The sequence below is a fragment of the Tissierella carlieri genome (assembly GCF_018917285.1).
GTDB classification, from domain to species: domain Bacteria; phylum Bacillota; class Clostridia; order Tissierellales; family Tissierellaceae; genus Tissierella; species Tissierella carlieri.
In genome coordinates this window covers 51,098-70,314 of record NZ_JAHLOH010000049.1, presented here as the reverse complement: position 1 = coordinate 70,314, position 19,217 = coordinate 51,098, and the positions used below count along the sequence as shown (strand labels likewise).

Annotated in this window: 13 protein-coding genes; 3 read left to right on the top strand and 10 right to left on the bottom strand. The window is 30.4% G+C overall.

Annotated features, from left to right (window positions below):
* Position 1: 1 nt before the first annotated feature.
* From KQI38_RS18015 to uvrB, 3 genes are all read right to left on the bottom strand, one after another.
* A complete protein-coding gene (locus KQI38_RS18015; protein ID WP_338114487.1) occupies positions 2–1,315 on the bottom strand; it encodes a tetratricopeptide repeat protein in 1,314 nt (437 codons plus the stop codon).
* Between the two features lie 317 nt (positions 1,316–1,632).
* The gene (uvrA, locus tag KQI38_RS18010; RefSeq protein ID WP_216561864.1) at positions 1,633–4,458 is read right to left on the bottom strand and encodes an excinuclease ABC subunit UvrA; all 2,826 of its coding nucleotides are present in this window, start codon (positions 4,456–4,458) and stop codon (positions 1,633–1,635) included.
* An 11-nt stretch (positions 4,459–4,469) separates the two neighbouring features.
* Positions 4,470–6,434: an excinuclease ABC subunit UvrB gene (uvrB, locus tag KQI38_RS18005; RefSeq protein WP_216561862.1), complete on the bottom strand. Its 1,965-nt coding sequence runs from the start codon at positions 6,432–6,434 to the stop codon at positions 4,470–4,472.
* Between the two features lie 174 nt (positions 6,435–6,608).
* Between uvrB and KQI38_RS18000 the strand changes: the two genes are divergently transcribed.
* Positions 6,609–8,186 (top strand): hypothetical protein, encoded by a 1,578-nt coding sequence (locus tag KQI38_RS18000; protein ID WP_216561860.1) that lies wholly within the window; start codon positions 6,609–6,611, stop codon positions 8,184–8,186.
* On the opposite strand, the gene KQI38_RS17995 is transcribed toward KQI38_RS18000, so the two are convergent.
* The 6 genes from KQI38_RS17995 to ftsE form a co-directional block, all read right to left on the bottom strand.
* On the bottom strand, positions 8,183–9,235 hold the full coding sequence (locus tag KQI38_RS17995) for a PDZ domain-containing protein (protein WP_216561858.1): 1,053 nt from the start codon (positions 9,233–9,235) through the stop codon (positions 8,183–8,185). The two genes, KQI38_RS18000 and KQI38_RS17995, sit on opposite strands and share 4 nt — an antisense overlap.
* A gap of 23 nt (positions 9,236–9,258) precedes the next feature.
* Positions 9,259–10,482 (bottom strand): S41 family peptidase, encoded by a 1,224-nt coding sequence (locus KQI38_RS17990; protein ID WP_216561856.1) that lies wholly within the window; start codon positions 10,480–10,482, stop codon positions 9,259–9,261.
* Between the two features lie 190 nt (positions 10,483–10,672).
* Positions 10,673–11,716, bottom strand: coding sequence for a zinc-dependent alcohol dehydrogenase (locus tag KQI38_RS17985; RefSeq protein ID WP_094899142.1), 1,044 nt, complete (start codon positions 11,714–11,716; stop codon positions 10,673–10,675).
* A 183-nt stretch (positions 11,717–11,899) separates the two neighbouring features.
* On the bottom strand, positions 11,900–13,033 hold the full coding sequence (locus KQI38_RS17980) for a murein hydrolase activator EnvC family protein (RefSeq protein ID WP_216561854.1): 1,134 nt from the start codon (positions 13,031–13,033) through the stop codon (positions 11,900–11,902).
* Between the two features lie 10 nt (positions 13,034–13,043).
* Complete coding sequence (ftsX, locus tag KQI38_RS17975; RefSeq protein ID WP_235601204.1) at positions 13,044–13,895, bottom strand: permease-like cell division protein FtsX; 852 nt, start codon at positions 13,893–13,895, stop codon at positions 13,044–13,046.
* A 28-nt stretch (positions 13,896–13,923) separates the two neighbouring features.
* A complete protein-coding gene (gene ftsE, locus KQI38_RS17970) occupies positions 13,924–14,619 on the bottom strand; it encodes a cell division ATP-binding protein FtsE (protein WP_216561852.1) in 696 nt (231 codons plus the stop codon).
* Between the two features lie 215 nt (positions 14,620–14,834).
* Between ftsE and KQI38_RS17965 the strand changes: the two genes are divergently transcribed.
* Positions 14,835–15,410 carry a 5-formyltetrahydrofolate cyclo-ligase gene (locus KQI38_RS17965; RefSeq protein ID WP_216561850.1) on the top strand — a complete coding sequence of 192 codons (576 nt, stop codon included), beginning with the start codon at positions 14,835–14,837 and terminating at the stop codon, positions 15,408–15,410.
* Between the two features lie 79 nt (positions 15,411–15,489).
* The gene (locus KQI38_RS17960) at positions 15,490–16,674 is read left to right on the top strand and encodes a coenzyme F420-0:L-glutamate ligase (RefSeq protein ID WP_216561848.1); all 1,185 of its coding nucleotides are present in this window, start codon (positions 15,490–15,492) and stop codon (positions 16,672–16,674) included.
* Between the two features lie 62 nt (positions 16,675–16,736).
* Here the strand turns inward: KQI38_RS17960 and KQI38_RS17955 are convergent, their stop codons facing one another.
* Positions 16,737–19,124 (bottom strand): ATP-binding protein, encoded by a 2,388-nt coding sequence (locus KQI38_RS17955; RefSeq protein ID WP_216561846.1) that lies wholly within the window; start codon positions 19,122–19,124, stop codon positions 16,737–16,739.
* Between the last annotated feature and the right edge of the window lie 93 nt (positions 19,125–19,217).

Sequence of the window (19,217 nt, the reverse complement as noted above, 5' to 3'; positions counted from 1 at the left end):
GCTATTCCCCCTTGATTTTTATTATACTATCTATCAACCTTTCCAGCTTAAGATATTCCTGACTGTCAGTATAGGTCTTTAAATATTTAAAAATTATCAATAAACTGTTATTAATCTTAATGTCTGATACAATACTTTCATAGTATTCTTCCATTATTTTAAAAATATCCTCTACCTCTATTTTTGTATTTAATTCCATAAGAGCCGTAAGATTTTTCAAAATATAGTCCTGCTGAATATTTTCTTTTGCATATTTTAAGGACTCTTTATAGTATTTTTCAGCTTTCTTAAATTCTCCTAGATTTTCATAGGAAATGGCTAATTGATTACAAATTTGTGAATAACTATATGAACTCTTATCTAGTTTGTCAATATCTTCTAAAACTGCTTCTACATACTTATACGCTCGATTTTCATCATTTACCTTTGTATAAGTCTCAGCTATATTTCCATATATTAAATATTTAAGATCACTGTATCCAGTAAATGTTAAAACCTGAAGAGCATTATTATAGCTGCTCAATGCTGATTCATATTCCCCTTTTTCAAGATAGCATAGTCCTTGTAAATTATATGTTCTTCTCCATAAATCATAATCTTTCCTTTCAATATATCTCAATAAATCCGAAATTACCTTTAAGGAAGATGAATACATCTTTAATCTGAAATAAGCTAAAGCATAATTATAATATATATATATTAGGTATTTTTCAGGTATATTATCTATATTTATTAAAGTATTTTGAAATATTGAAACAGCATCCTGATATTTTCCTCTATAGATGTAGTTGGTTCCTAATTTAATAGTCAACAGATAGTTTGATTTCCTATTAGGGTATCTATAAATTAATTCATGCCCCCTAAGATAGTAAATATAAGAGTTTTCATAGTCCTTCTTTTCACGATATATATCTCCTATCAGCTCATATACCTTAAGCTTCTTATCCATAAGATTATATTCACTTAGAATAAACTCCAAATCATCTAAATCATCTTCATCTATTATATAATCCCCATCTTTTCTATGCTTGTCCCACTGGCTAATATAAGTTTCCACTCTTTCTTTTGCATAATATCTTCTTGGATCAAATAAATCCTCTGGTTCAATTATTAAATCCATCTCCCTCTGTTCTAAGACACTATTTATATTTTTACATATTATTTCTGCATTCTCTGTTTCCAAGGAAATTTTATCACTTTCTATTAACTTAATTAAATCGATATCAAGGTCATTCCCTGCAATATCTGATAGACTAATATTTAATTTCTCTCTTATTTCCTTTAAAATTCCCCCGGAAGTAGTCTCTAAGATCACACCCTCCAAACATATCACCCCAAATTTAATATTTAACTTTCAGCGTTTGATACAGAAACTTAAGATTCTATAATGGAATGAATCCTCATTGAAAAGAAATCATCTTATATATACATCTGACTATAAAACTTTAAAGTTAGTATACGCCCTAAGTTATTTATTGAAATAATACCTTAATTATTAAATTCATTAAATCATATTTTAATATTTAACGTCAATATATTTGTTCATACAATTTTCGATATTTAATGTCGCATTTTGTCAAAAAATAAAGGAAAGTCCTAATCTATTTTAATTAGAATTTTCCTTTAATAAACTTATTCCAAAACTTTTTTTAAAAACTTCCCCGTATACGATTTCTTAACTTTTGCTACTTCCTCTGGAGTCCCTATTGTTACAATAGTGCCTCCCTTATCTCCACCTTCAGGGCCTAAATCTATTATATAATCAGCTGTTTTTATAACATCTAGGTTATGTTCTATAACTACTACTGTATTTCCGCCCTCTACAAGTTGATCTAATACTTTTATTAGCTTGTGAATGTCTGCCACATGAAGTCCTGTAGTTGGTTCATCTAATATATATATTGTCTTTCCTGTAGATCTTTTGGATAACTCTGTGGCTAACTTAACCCTTTGAGCTTCTCCACCAGATAATTCTGTTGATGATTGACCAATTTTTATATATCCTAATCCTACATCAAATAAGGTTTCCAGTTTCCTAGATATTTTAGGTATATTCTTGAAAAATTCTACTCCTTCTTCTACTGTCATATCTAATACATCTGATATACTTTTTCCTTTATATTTTACTTGAAGAGTTTCCCTATTATACCTCTTTCCTTTACATACTTCACAGGGTACATATACATCTGGTAAGAAGTGCATTTCAACCTTAAGTATTCCATCACCATTACAAGCTTCACATCGTCCGCCCTTTACATTGAAGCTAAACCTGCCTTTTTGATATCCTCTCATCTTTGCCTCTGGTGTCATCGCAAAGACATCTCTTATATGGTCAAACATTCCAGTATAAGTAGCAGGATTTGATCTTGGCGTTCTACCTATTGGGGATTGGTCTATATCTATTACCTTGTCCAAATATTCTAATCCTCTTATGTCCTTATGCTTTCCTGGTTTTACCTTTGATCCATTTAGTTTTTGAGCTAAGGATTTGTGTAATATTTGATTTACTAAAGAAGATTTTCCTGAACCTGATACTCCAGTGACACAGGTTAATACTCCTAAAGGAATCTTTACATCTATGTTTTTCAGATTATTCTCCTCTGCTCCAATTATTTCTACCCATTTCCCATTAGGTTGTCTTCTTTTTTCTGGAACTTCAATCTTTTTCTTACCCGAAAGGTATAGACCTGTCATGGACTCTGGACTATTCTTTATCTCATCGACTGTTCCTTCAGCTATTATATATCCTCCGTGAATACCTGCACCTGGGCCTATATCTACAATATGATCTGCTGCATACATGGTGTCTTCATCATGTTCTACCACTATCAATGTATTCCCTAAATCAGTTAAATTTCTCAGAGTCTTTAATAACTTTTCATTATCTCTTTGATGCAACCCTATACTAGGCTCATCTAGTACATAAACTACTCCTACAAGACTAGACCCTATTTGAGTTGCTAGCCTAATTCTTTGAGATTCTCCCCCAGACAATGTTCCTGCTGTACGAGAAAGAGTTAAATAATTCAAACCAACATCCTTTAAAAAATTTAATCTCTCTTTAATTTCTTTAAATACTTGTTGTCCTATTATTTGTTGCTTTTCTGTAAGAACTAAGTTATCAAAGAATTCTATTGCCTTAGTGATAGAAAGGTCTGTTAATTCTGCAATATTTAATTTATTTATTCTTACTGCCAGTACTTCATCTTTTAACCTCTTTCCACGACAAGTTGGGCAAGGATTTTCTGTCATATATTCATCTATTTTATTTCTCATATAATCAGAGTTAGTTGCAGTATATCTTCTTTCTAGATTTGGAATTATTCCTTCAAATTTCCCCTTAAAATCTCTAAGCCCTTCTTCATCAAAATGACTAGCAAATTTAAAGGAAATTACCCTATCCGTACCATATAGCAGTTCTTCTATAAACTTCTCAGGTGCATCTTTCAATGGCTTATCTATACTAAAACCATTTTCCTCTGCTAGGGTTTTAAAAATTTGATAATAATATGTGGATTCATTTGAGCTAGAAAATGGTGCAATCCCACCTTCATCTATGCTTAAATCTAGATTAGGTATAACTAAATCTCTATCTATTTCTTTGTAAAATCCCAAACCATTACAGGTAGGACACATACCAAAGGGGCTATTGAAAGAGAACATCCTAGGAGATAGCTCTTCAATAGCTATATTACAATCTGGGCATGATAGCTTCTCACTAAACATTACTTTTTCCTTTCCAATAAAATCCACTACAACTAGTCCATCTGCAAGTTTAAGTGCTGTTTCTAAGGAATCTGATAATCTGCCCTCTATACCTTCCTTAACTACTATTCTATCTACTACTACCTCTATAGTATGTTTTTTATTTTTTTCTAGCTTTATCTCGTCTCCAATATCATACATTTCTTCATCAACTATTACTCTAACAAAACCTTCTTTTTTAATACCCTCTAGAATTTTTACATGTTCACCCTTTTTTCCTCTAACAATAGGTGCTAGAATTTGAAGTTTCGTTCTTTCTTCAGATTCCATTATTTTATCTACCATTTGCTCTACGGTTTGGCTGGAGATCTCCTTTCCGCATTTGTAACAATAGGGAGTACCTATTCTAGCATATAATAATCTTAAATAATCATATATCTCTGTAACAGTTCCTACAGTTGATCTTGGGTTTTTAGACGTGGTCTTTTGGTCTATGGAAATGGATGGGGATAACCCCTCTATATACTCAACATCTGGCTTATCCATTTGACCTAAAAATTGTCTAGCATAGCTAGATAAAGATTCTACATATCTTCTTTGACCTTCTGCATATATGGTATCAAAGGCTAGAGAAGACTTTCCTGAACCTGATAAACCTGTAAAAACTATGAATTTATTTCTAGGGAGAGTTAAGGATACATCTTTTAGATTATTCTCCTTAGCTCCCCTTATTATTATTTCGTCCTTTGCCATTTACTTCACCTCTACTTTAGCTTCTTCTTTAATTCAATTATCTTATCTCTGAGTTCTGCTGCTTTTTCAAAGTTTAATTCTTCGGCTGCTTTTAGCATAGCAGATTCTAACCCTTCTATCATGCCTTCTATTTCTTCCTTGGAGAATGATTCCTCATATTTTGCTTCATCTTCTGCTACTATTGTAGCTTCTATTATTTCCCTTACACCTTTCTTTATAGATTGTGGTATAATATTATGTTCTTTATTGTATTCATCTTGAATATTTCTTCTTCTATTTGTCTCAGATATGGCTCTTTCCATGGAATTAGTTATTCTATCTGCATACATAATTACTTTTCCTAAGACATTTCTTGCAGCTCTACCTGTAGTCTGGATCAATGATGTTTCTGATCTCAAAAATCCTTCTTTATCTGCATCTAATATGGCCACTAAGGATACCTCTGGCAAATCTAATCCTTCTCTAAGTAAGTTGATACCTACTAAAACATCATATTTACCTAATCTTAAGTCTCTGATTATCTCCATTCTTTCTATTGTTTCAACATCAGAATGAAGATAAGTAACTTTTATTCCAATGTCTTTGAAATAATTAGTTAGATCTTCTGCCATCTTTTTAGTCAGAGTTGTTACTAATACTCTTTCTTCTCTATCTACTACTCTTCTAATTTCATTTACTAAATCATCTATCTGATGATCTGTAGGCTTTACTTCTATAATTGGGTCCAATAAACCTGTAGGTCTAATGATTTGCTCTACTGTATTTTCTGTATGTGTAAATTCATAAGGGCCTGGAGTCGCAGACACATATAAAATTTGATTTATAATAGATTCAAATTCATTAAATTTAAGAGGTCTATTGTCTAATGCTGATGGTAGCCTAAATCCATATTCAACTAAGTTTGTCTTTCTAGATTTATCCCCTTCGTACATACCTCTTATTTGTGGTATGGTAACATGAGATTCATCCACTATTATTAAAAAATCATCTGGAAAATAGTCTATTAAAGTAAAAGGTCTAGAACCAGAAGGTCTATTGCTTAAATGTCTTGAATAGTTTTCTATTCCTTGACAAAATCCCATTTCTTCTAACATTTCTAAATCATATCTAGTCCTTTGTTCTAGCCTTTGGGCTTCAAGGAGTTTCTCTTTACCTCTTAATTCTTTTAATCTTTCACCTAATTCTTCTTCTATAGTTTCTATTGCTCTTTTAACTTTCTCTTCAGTTGTAGCATAGTGAGAGGCTGGAAATATAGAAATATGAGATCTAAGCCCAATTACTTCACCAGTCAGATGATTTACTTCTACTATCCTATCGATTTCGTCTCCAAAAAATTCAATTCGAATTGTATTTTCACTGGATGAGGCTGGAAATATCTCTAATATATCTCCTCTGACTCTGAAGGTCCCTCTAATAAAATTAATATCATTCCTTATATATTGAATATCTATTAATTTTCTCATTATCTCATCTCTGTCCTTTATCATACCCGGCCTTAGGGAAACTACAAGATTTTCGTAATCTATAGGATCTCCCAAACCATAGATACAGGATACAGATGCTACTATAATTACATCTCTTCTCTCAAATAAAGCAGCTGTAGCAGAATGTCGTAGTTTATCTATCTCATCATTAATTGATGCATCTTTTTCTATATAGGTATCTGATTGTGGTACATATGCCTCAGGTTGGTAATAATCATAATAGCTAACAAAATATTCTACAGCATTATTAGGAAAAAACTCTTTAAATTCAGAAGCTAATTGATAGGCTAACGTTTTATTATGTGCTATGACTAATGTTGGTTTTTGAACTTTCTCAATTATGTTAGCCATAGTAAAGGTCTTTCCAGAACCAGTAACTCCAAGTAACACCTGATGTTTAAGGTCCTTATTAATACCTCTTACTAAATTATTTATGGCTTCTGGTTGGTCACCAGTTGGTTTAAAGCTTGATTCTATTTTAAATTCATTCATATTTACACCTCATTGTTTGAACATTTGTTCCTACATATAATATATTATATTATATAATATCCTTTTGTCAAAGCATATTATATAAATAATATTATAGAATAAAGATTTATTATGAAAAAGCATATTGAAGAAATGAGATTAATATAGTAAACTATCAGTAAGGAGGCGACTTTCATGAAGCGAATTTTATTAATAATCATCACAATATTTATAGCACTAGTCTTTTCCGGTTGTAATCCTAATGAAAAAGATTCTGTAGCTCTTGACGATGCAAGATTTGAAGAAGAAGAAATTAAATATGAAATCGAACAAATACTTTTCTCTAAAAGTTTCCAATCTATTGAACCTTCTGTTGAGATCATCACTAACAACAATAAGCTAAAAATATTAGCATCCTTAGGACTAAGTGAATATTCAGGTATCAATGTCAATAGTATAGTAAAAAAGGGCAGTGAAATTAATATTCATGTTAGTGGGATTTCCAATAAGAATGATCTTCGTTTAGCAGTACCTCAAGTAGTTATGGAACTTAAAAAAACAAAACTTAAAAAAATTGAGGATTTAAGGTTTAACATAATCTATGATGATTATACTCCACTTAAGATCAAATATGGTATTAATGATGTACTAAATAAAATACAATCTCATTTTAAAGTGTCAACAAAAGGAACTCCAATATTCGATCTAATTAGAATAAATGACGCTATAGTATGGGATATATCCTACAATAGTATTTTTGACAAGGAAAATCCAGATATACCTTTAGTAAATTTATCTGCACAGGTTGATGCAAATACAGGAAATATTATAGATTCAGAAAAACTATCTATCTCAACCTCCTTAGATAGTGGTCATATTTTAGGTTACATAAATAATGATTATATCTTATATAAAAAAACAGTATTAGACAAGGATACCAATAAATCCATGGAACAATTATGGGATTATAGTGCTTTAAATAATGAAAAATCTATGCTTTATTCTTCGAGTTTCAAAATATCATCTGCACAATTTAGTTCTGACTTACACTATGTTTCTGTTATAGAGGTAAATGATAATGGGTCAGAACTATATATAATTCCATTGGATGATAAAAGAGCATATAAAATATCTTTTGAAAATAAATTCAATCCTAAGACAATGAGATGGGATAATGATAATGTTTTATATCTAATAGAAAATAATGACGATAATTCCACAGTATACTCTTACAATGTAAAAAATAATGACATAAAGGCCGTAGGTACTTTCAATAAAAATATAGAAAATTTAATAATCAACAATGATAATTTTCTAATAGTTGAAAAAGCTGATAATGAACTAAATAAGAAAATATCTATTACCTCTGATTGGGATAAATTCAAACCAATAGGCAATGGAGCTAATCCAAAATTCTTAAATAAAAATATGATTTCTTATTTAAGAAAAAATGAAGATAATGACTATAATTCATTATTTGTTTATGATATGAAAGCGAAAGATATCATCAGTGAGATTGAAGGAAATATTTTAAATTATGAAATACTTCCAGATAATAATATAGTTTACGTAGATAAAAATATTAATAAAAATGACTTTACATTAAAGAAATATTCACTAAATGATCAAGTAACTAATGAAATAGCTCATTTTATTAGTGATAAGATTTATTATGATGAAAATAGAAATCTAGTTTATTTGAATATAACACTACCTTTTGATAACGAAAAAACAGAAATGATTTACTCTTTAGATTTGAGTAAGCTCAATTAAAAATCCCTAGGGACTATTATTAGTCCTAGGGATTTTCTTTTTCCATAATATCTCTTTATAGATAATCCAGATTTCATATTAAAAAATTCAATTCTTAGCTTATTTATCTTTATATTCATAAGGTCTTCTAAGTCCTTATTGCTATTTATTTCAGCACCATTTATTTTAAGTACTATATCTCCTGTCTTTATTCCTAATTTATGTGCTACTGTATTAGGAAGAACCTCTAGAACTTTCACTCCCTTATCAAAAGAAGTAAATATAGGGATTTTATTATTTTCAATCATTTTATTTTGCAGGATAATATATTCATGACCTAATAAGGCAAATAACGGTGGTATAAAAGGATTTTCTATAGTTTTTGATAGATATAGTAGAATAATGCTATATAAAAATAATACTACAGATGTCTTTACAACTTTTTGCCTAGGATATGATGATATAGAATAATCACCATAACTAAGGATTGCCATAAGAGTAATAGGATGAATCAAGCCGTCACCAATAAATATTACAAATGGAATGGGCCAAAATCTATTCATATTAAATCCACCAACTATCTCACTCTTTGTTTCAAAAAAAACTGGAAGCCTGCTTCTCCATCCATCTAGAAGAATCAATATACTCTCCACTATATGTAGCACAGCAACCACAGACATTACTTGAGAAATTTGGATCTTCGGATATCCTATTATTAAACTGCATAGAGCTACTATAGAACCACCATAGGAAAAACACATATACCTAGGATTAATAAGAGATAAGATAATTGCAACAATTAATATATACATAAAATCCTTAGGTATGACGACAACACCTAGGTATAGAAACACCACAGTCGTTATTATTCCTCCAAACATGCCAAATATAGTAGATATAAATAATTTTAGCAATGCAGATCTTTTATAACCTAAATTCTCCTTTTCTATTTTGCCTATCTTTAAATATTGAAAATATATGATACATAGGACTGCAATAAAAAAAGGAGACTTTAAAGTATTTATAATATCTATTATTGTAAAATACACAATCTGATATAAACCGTACATACTTTAATTCTCCTTATTTGAGCTTATTTAATTTTTGATTTTATTTCATCTATAGCTGTTCTTAACTGAATGTCTTCTTTTAAGTTATCTACACCTATTTCTTCAACACCTTCTGGTAACTCTACTATAATATCTGGTGCTATTCCAACTCCATGGATGTTAATACCATTCGGTGTGAAATACTCTGAAATAGTTAATTTCAATCCAGATCCATCGTCTAAATCGTGTATTCTTTGTACAACTCCTTTTCCAAATGTTGTTGTTCCAATTAATGTCCCTCTCTTATGGTCTTTAATTGCACCTGCTAGTATCTCTGATGCTGATGCAGATCCGCCATTAACAAGTAAGACTAATGGATAATCAACCATTGATTGGTTAGATTTTAAATATTCTCTTTTACCGCTCTTAGTTTGAGTATATACAATGTCACCTTCTCCTAATAATTCGTCAGCTATTTGAGCACATCTATCTAATAATCCACCAGGATTATTTCTCAAATCTATAATCAAACCTTTAATATTACGTCTTCCAAGTTTATCTAATTCCGTCTTAAAATCTTTATATGTTAAATCATCAAAGGATGTAATCTTTATATATCCAATATTATCATCTATTAGGCTAGATTTCACAGTAATTAATCTAATTACTTCCCTAGTTATTTCAAGATCAAAAATATCATTTTTTCCAGCTTTATCTTTTCTCATAATGGTTAGAACCACTTTAGTATTCGGGTCACCTTTCATTACCTTTACAGCCTGATCCATGTTTTCTCCAAGATATTCTACTCCATTTACCTTTATTATCTTATCTCCACTCTTTATACCTGATTTTTCTCCAGGGGTACCTTCTATTGGAGATACTACGGTTATTAGATTATCCTCTCCTGGAGTAACTACAACTCCAATTCCAGCATATGTTCCGCTAGTTTGTTGTAAAAATGATGCAAATTCATCTTGAGTCATATAATTAGAATATGGATCTTCAAGGGATTGGAGCATACCCTTTAATTGTCCATCAACTAATTTCTTTTCATCCACATCTCGCAAGTAATTTTCCTTAACATAATTTTCTACTGCCATTACCTTTGAAAATTCATTATAAATAGATTTAAGTTTATTATATTCTGCCAAAGGCACATATGCCTTATTATTAAATGTTATGCTCATCAAATTAGTTAGACCGAAAGTAATTGCATTTGTAATCAATAATAAAACTACCATTAAAGTTATGACTTTCTTCTTGGACATTTTCTCACCTCTATAATTTTTGGGTTATACAACTATTGTATTTATTTTACATTAAGATTATACCATTAATTAAATACATTAAAAAGCCTAAAGATTAGTGTATATAACTTATTAAAATATTTATAAATCCTCTACTACCATTTAAGATGGAAATAGAGGATTTATAATAGTACCGTATTAGTTATAAGTTTTATGGTGTTACTACAACTTTTACAACTTCATTTTGATTATTTTCAAATATATCATAGGCTTTAACTATATCATCTAATTTCATGCGATGGGTTATTAGTGATGTCATATCTATTTGACCCGATTCAACCATATTAAGTAAACGCTGCATATGACCTAAGTATCCTAACCCCATTTCAATTGATATATTTTTCATAAATATTTCTGGTAATGGCAACTCAATATTTTTTGAATAAAGTCCAACCAGAGAAACTCTGCCACTGATTCCTACACACTTAACTGCTTGTTGAAGTGCAATTTCTGATCCAGAAGCTTCAATAGCTGCATCTGCACCTTTTCCTTTAGTTATTTCAGATATACTCTTAAATAAATCATCTTTATCAGTTCTTATAATATGTGTTGCTCCTAGTTTTTTTCCTATATCAAGTCTTAATTGATTTTTTCTTCCTACAAGAATTATATTTTTAGGACTAAATAATTTTGCTGCTTGTACAGCACATAATCCAACAGGACCAGCACCAAATATAACTACATCATCTCCAGGCTGAATCCTACATTTTTCTGCACCAAAGTATCCCGTAGACAATACATCACCTACGAATAATACTTGTTCGTCTTTAAGGTTTTCAGGAACTTTTATTAAGTTATTATCAGCAAATGGTACTCGTGAAAATTCTGCATGAGTACCTGGAATATTTCCAAACTCCTTTCCACTACCATGTACTCCCCCATTTTTACATTGAGCTATATGACCATTTTTGCAATTTTCACAATATCCGCAGAAAGGAGCAGCTGGTCCAATTACTCTATCACCTTTTTTTAGGCTTTTTACTGCTTCCCCAACTTCTTCAACAATTCCTACATATTCATGTCCTAATGTATACCCTGGAGTGGTTTGCATATGTCCGTGGTATAAATGAATATCACTTCCACAAATAGTTGTCATAGTGATTCTAATTATCGCATCAGTTTCTTTTTCAATCATAGGCTTTTCTATTTCTTGTAATTCAATTTGATTAATATCTTTAAAAACAAGACCTTTCATGATGCTCTTCCTCCTTTTATTTTACCGTGATATCATATAAGATTGTTAAATTTTTATCCTATAGATATAGTATCACTTTATTTTACAACTGTCAAAGTTATTTCTACACTAATAGGGAGGTATCTAAATAATATATTTAACCAATTTTTATATTAAAAAAAGGGGATCTTTTCCCCTTTTCTCTTACTTACTCTTTAACCACGGTATTGGGTCTTGATATGCTCCATTTTTCCTTACTTCAAAGTGACAATGTGGTCCAGTAGACACTCCTGTACTTCCGACCTTTGCTATAGTATCTCCCTTCTTTACCTCTTTACCTTCTGATACTACTAAAGATGAATTATGACCATAAAGTGTAACTATCCCTCCACCATGGTCTATCATTATAGTTTTACCATAGCCACCTAATGTACCAGAATATATTACTGTTCCTGGATTAGCTGCAATAACCTTTGTCCCAGTCGATGCAGGTATATCTATACCTGTATGCAGTTTCTTAGTCTTGAATACGGGGTGAATTCTATATCCATAAGGAGAACTAATTCTTGTATTTCCAGGTACAGGCCATGACATTATACCACCTGAATACGCCCCAGTATTTCTTTGCAATTTAACTATCTTTGATTCAATTTCCTTAGCAAAATCATTTAATTTATCATATTCTTTTTCATATGCTACTTTATCTTTTTCTAATCTACCCATTAAGTCCTTTTTTTCTCTAGTAGCCTTTTCTAAATCTCTCCTTCGAGATTCCAACTTAGTTTTAGATGTTTCCACTGCATTTTTTTGCATTTCCAGCTCTGTTTTCTTTGTATCTATTATATCTCTTTGTTCCTTCATATACTCTATTAATTCAGTATCATGCTTTGCTATAGCTTTTATCATATCTTGTCTAGATAAAAAATCCTTAATATCAGAAGATGCTAAAAGTACTTCAAGATATCCTACATTTCCATTCTTATACATTACCCTTAATCTTTTATTAAATGTTTCTTGTTTATCATTAACATTCTCTTCTGCCTCTTTTAATTCTAGTGTTGTCTTTTCAATATTATTCTCTAAATCCTGCAATTCTTTTTCTACATTATTTAGCTCATTAGTAGCATTATCCATTTTTACATCTAAATCTGCTATTTGTTTAGATACATCCTTTGCCTGTTGTTCAATGGCTTTAATTTCTTTTTTGGTATTCTCTATCTGCTTATTAACGTTTTTCTGTTGCTTTTTCAAATCATTTACTGAATCTGCATATGCTTGAATAAAGTTAAATGTAAATATTAAAGCTAGAACCAAAAATATAATTTTTCTTTTTTTCATATTGCCCCCCCTATACATTAAGAAAACGTTTTAAAGATACTATACTCCCTAATGCCCCGATTCCAACACCTATAGCTGTAAACATTATTGTTATGTCCTTAATTAGCAGAGACGGTGGCACTAGATATACTGTAAGAAGAACATAGAGCTTATCACTGACTGATTTGAAGAAATATTCATATCCATAATTTATCAATAATATGGAAAATACCGCTCCAATAAGCCCAAATAATATTCCTTCTATAATAAATGGTCCTCTTATATAACCATTAGTTGCACCTACATATTTCATTATATTTATCTCTCTTTTTCTTGAGGCCACTGTAATTTTTATAGTATTGGAAATGATAAATACTGATACCAATACTAAGATTCCTATTACAACTATACCTCCAAATCTAATATAATTAGCAACTACCATAAGCTTGTCTATTATATCCTTATAATAGTTTACATCCTCTATTCCTTTTATAGACTTAAGTGTCTCAACTACTGAATCTGCATATTTTATATCTTTTAACTGAATTATATAAGAATTTTGAAGAGGATTATCATCTTCCAGCCCTTCTAGCACATAGCTCTCTTCTTCCCATTGTTCCTTCATTATTTCTAGTCCTTGCTCCTTAGAGCGAAATACTACAGATAATACACCTTCTATTGATTTTATGGATTCCTCTATAGGTTCTATATCTTTATCTTCTAGATCTAGTTCTAAAAACACTTGTATTTCATCAAACTTAGTTTTTACCTCTAATACTAAATTATTTATACTTAAGATTAAAATTAAAACTATACCTAGTATCATAAGTACAGCTGATATGGATCCAACAGATGCTAGTCCCATACCACGGTTTCGCCACATGCCCTGAAACCCTTGTTTTATTGTGTTCTTAAACACCCGAAATCGCATCACCATACCCGCCCTTCTGTTCATCTCTAACTAATTTACCATCATGAATTTCTATTACTCTTTTCTTCATTTGGTTTACTATGTCTTTGGCATGGGTTGCCATAAGTATTGTAGTACCCCTACCATTTATTTCAGATAGAACTTTCATTATTTCCCATGCAGTTTCTGGATCTAAATTACCAGTAGGCTCGTCCGCAATCAACACAGGAGGACTATTGACTATTGCCCTGGCAATAGATACTCTTTGACGTTCTCCTCCAGATAACTGATCTGGATAACTAGATGCCTTTCTACTCAAGTCTACCATACTAAGTACCATGGGTACCTTTCTTCTTATTTCCTTCGGATGAGAACCTATTATTTCCATTGCAAAGGCTACATTTTCATATACAGTCTTATTTGGCAGCAGTCTAAAATCTTGAAATACAACACCTACATCTCTCCTAATATAGGGTACTCTTCTATTTCTAACCTTTGTAATATCCATATCATTTAATATTATCTTACCCTCTGTAGGTTGTTCTTCTTTTAGTAATAATTTAATCATAGTAGATTTACCTGCTCCAGATGAACCTACTACAAAAACAAATTCACCTTTATGTATATCCACATTTATATTTGAAAGAGCTTTAACATTATTATCGTATTCTTTGCTTACATTTTCAAATTTTATCAAACATATCACCTCGTTTTTCTATAATATAATATATTAAAATTCGAGTAAAGTCCCATTAATTTCCATTTTTTTATAATACATAGGAAAATTCTCTTAAATTATTCTTTTTAAAAAAGGTTACCTTGATAATATTTTATAGAAACATTTTTTACTTTCCCTTAATTGTATATTATAATATAAAATGTGAGATAAATAAACCATAAGAGGTGATTATTTTGGACAAAAAAATTTTAAGAGAAAAAGTCTTGCAAAAAAGAGCGGATTTATCTCCTAAAAGTATTATTGAATATAGCGATATTATTGCGGAGAAATTGTATAAAATGGATTCTTATAAAGAAGCTAAAACCATTATGTCTTTTATTAGTTTTGATTCCGAAGTTAATACACATGAAATAATTAAAAGATCTATAAGCCATAATAAATCAATAGTTGTACCTATAACCATACCTAAAACTAAAGAATTGAAGGTTTCTGAAGTCCTAGATTTTTCAGAGCTTGAATTAGGATACTATAATATCCTTACCCCTAAGAAAGAATATATAAGATTTATTGACCCTAGTACTATAGACCTAATTTTAGTTCCTGGTGTGGTTTTCGCTAGAAATGGTTATAGAGTTGGATATGGTGGCGGTTATTATGATAGATTTTTATCTAAATTTGAAAAAAAGGTGGATAAGATTGGATTAGCTTTTGACCTACAAGTCACAAATGAAGTTCCTACAGATTCCTTTGATATACCTGTAGATTTAATTATAACTGAAAAGGAAATAATTAATTGTTTGAAAAAATAAACTTAACACTATCTTTTAATTTATATTATTAATGATATAATATATGAGGTGTTAAATTTGTTATTTAGGAGGAATTATAATGGTAAGAACCGTAGGCACTACAGCAAGAGGTATTAGAACCCCTATTGTCAAGAAAGGTGACGATTTAGTTAATATTGTAGTGGATTCTTTACTCCTAGCAGCTAACTCTGAAAACTTTCATATTAACGATAGAGATGTTTTAGGTATTACTGAATCCTTATTAGCTAGAGCCCAAGGTAATTATGCTACTGCTGATATTATAGGAAAAGATATTGAATCTAAATTCCCTTCAACTGTGGGATTAGTTTTCCCGATTTTGAGTAGAAATAGATTTTCCATTATATTAAAAGGAATAATATCCAGTGGAAGAAAAGTAGTATTACTTCTTTCCTATCCATCAGATGAAGTAGGAAATCACCTAATGGATATAGATAAAATGGATGAATTGAAAATCAATCCTTATACTGATGTCTTAGCAGAATCTGATTATAGAAAACTATTTGGTGAAAAAGTAGTACATCCTTTTACAGGTGTAGACTATGTAAATGTATATAAAGAAATAGGTAAAGAAAATATTGAAATAATTTTCTCTAACGATCCAAGAACTATATTAAACTATACGAAAGATATCTTGGTGGCGAATGTTCATGATAGACATAGAACTAAAAGAATACTTAAAGAAGCTGGAGCTAATCTAGTTTATGGGCTAGATGACATTCTAAACTCGCCTATAGATAACTCTGGTTACAATCCAGAATATGGAGTACTTGGTTCAAACCTTTCTTCTGACCATGAGCTAAAACTATTTCCAAGGGATTGTCAGGTTTTTGTAGAATCTGTACAAAACAAGATTAAGGAAAAAACTGGTAAGAATATTGAGGTTATGATTTATGGAGATGGGGCTTTTAAAGATCCCGTCGGAAAAATTTGGGAACTTGCTGATCCAGTAGTTTCTCCAGGATACACTAAGGGGTTAGAAGGCACACCAAATGAATTAAAATTAAAATATATCGTTGATACAGAATTAGATGCTTTACGTGGTGATGAAGTTATAGAGGCTGTTAAAAAGAAAATAAATACTAAAAATAATCATATGGTGGCAAAAGAAGAATCTCTTGGTACAACTCCTAGGAGATTAACGGATTTATTAGGAAGCCTTTGTGATTTAACTAGCGGTAGTGGTGATAAAGGTACTCCTGTAGTACTTATTCAAGGGTATTTTGATAATTATGCAACTGAATAATTTTAAGGGATGGTATTTTAATTATCCATCCCTTTTTCTTATCTTAGTTTGAAAGCTATTTTCTATTCTTCTAGTTCTCTATCTAGCATAGCATAATATATTAGTTTTTCCTGTACATAAGCATTAATAGTATTTTCTTCGTATTCTCCACTTTCATTTAATTCTCCTGCTTTTATACCTGTTAATATTTCCATCCCCTCATCTATAGTATCTATAGCATAAATAGTGAACTTTGCATCTTTTACTGCCATGATTACTTCATCATTTAGCATTAAATTTTCTATGTTTTTACTTGGAATTATGACTCCCTCCCCACCTTTGAATCCTTTTATCTTGCAAATCTTATAAAAGCCCTCTATCTTCTCATTTACTCCTCCAATAGGCTGGATCATTCCCTTTTGATTTACAGAACCAGTTACCGCAATTCCTTGTTTTACTGGGATATCTCCTAAACTTGATAATATAGCATACAACTCAGTACTTGATGCACTATCTCCATCTATACCATCATAGGATTGCTCAAAGGTAATACTAGCTGTCATAGATAATTGAATATTTTGAGCATATTTCTCCCCTAAATATCCACTCATAATTAAAACTCCTTTATCATGGATATTTCCACTTTGCTCTGTTTCTTTTTCAATGTTTATTATTCCATCTTTTCCAAAGTAGGTATTTGCAGTTATCTTAGTAGGTCTACCAAAAGAATATTGACCTAAATCAATAACTGATAGACCATTTATTTCTCCGACTTTTTCTCCTTGAGTATCTATCAAGATAGTTTCATTATTTATTAACTCTAAAAGTTTTTCCTCATATGAATTATTTCTATACTGTTTCTTTAATATTGCCTTTTCAACATCTTCTTTTGTAACTACTTTTTTACCTTCACTTGATGCCCAACCATCAGCTTCATATATTATCTCTACAAGTTCATTAAAACTGGCAGTAAGTTTATTTTTCTCATCTGCTATTCTACTGCTTAAATCTATTATTGCTCCTAATGCCTCTTTATGGAATGGTAGCAAGTTTTCCTCTTTACATTGATAAGCTACAAAAGAACCTATTTTTAATATATTTTCTTTATTTCTCTCCATTTCAGTATCAAAGTCTGCCCTTATTCTAAATATTTTTTTGAATTCTTCATCATAAGCATACAAAATATGATAGGTGATGTAATCACCAATAATTATTATCTTGATATCTAATGGAATTGGCTCAGGATTTAATGTTTCAGATGTTAAATTTGAACTGTAAACATTTTCAACCTTTAATTCCTCAGTAGTTATTGTCCTCTTTAACCCTTCCCAAGAAATTCTATTTTGTAAAATGTCTTTTGCTTGAATTAATATATATCCTCCATTAGCTTCATGCATAGAACCTGGTTTAATTCTAGTATGATCTGTCTTTGCAACACCCATCTCATTAGCATACTCTATTTTACCAAATAAATTATAATAATTAGGATTCATCTCCCTAATAACTGGTGCTCCTTGAGTATAGCTATTATCTATAAATAAATTGATAGAATATCTTTTTAAAAAATCCTCTTTTTTATTCCCTTGTAAAAAGATCTTCTCCACATAGTTTTCTTCTTCATTGTCTAAAAACATTTCATAATTTTTTACTATATCTTCCTTCATATCCAAAAGAAAACTAGTTATTCCTTCATTTTCTCTATACTTTACTTGAATTGGCCCTATAAATGTAGTAGCTACTAATACAATTTGTTCTTCCTTTATCCTTTTTATTTCATTTTTTAATTTAGTTTCAACAGCCTTTATTCGCTTAATATAATCATAAGATTTTTGAGTTAACTCTATGGATATATCTCCAAGTCTATCCATTTCATCATCTGATAATTTTTCAAGTTCTTCATCAGTCATAGGTCTATTATCAATCAAGGGTATGCTCAATATACCTCTATCTGTTTGCTTAAATACGAAACTATATTCTTTTGCAAAATTATTCAATTCCATTAATATACTTTCAGCTACTTTTTTATTTTCATTAAATATAGCATTTTTACTATCTTCATAATCCTTTGAACTTAAGGCCCTAGGTATTTCAGTTTCTATATTCTTTATAGCAGATTCTATTTCTTGTTTAAAACCTATTCCTTTCCCAGAAGATAAATTTATTGCCTTAGGACAATTTGGCTTTTTAAAATTATATACATAACACCAATCACAAGGTGTAGGTTTTTTCTTAGCAAATTCTTCAGCAACTAAATATGAATAGGAGTTTCTTCCTGTACCTATAAAACCTGATACATAAATATTATATCCTTTTCTCTTCATTGAGAGCCCATATTTTAATGCTTCCATAGCTCTATCTTGACCTATTAGTTCTCTATCTACTATCCAATCTTCCGTAGTCTCATGGGGAAATATATTTGGATCACATTGATTTCTTAGCTTTTCAACTGGAACTTTATACTTTTTTAACATTTGGATCACCTCCGTAGATAACTGATTTAATTATACACTATTTCATAATTTAATGTATTCCAAAATTTGGATTTGTTGAGTAAAAATGGAGTA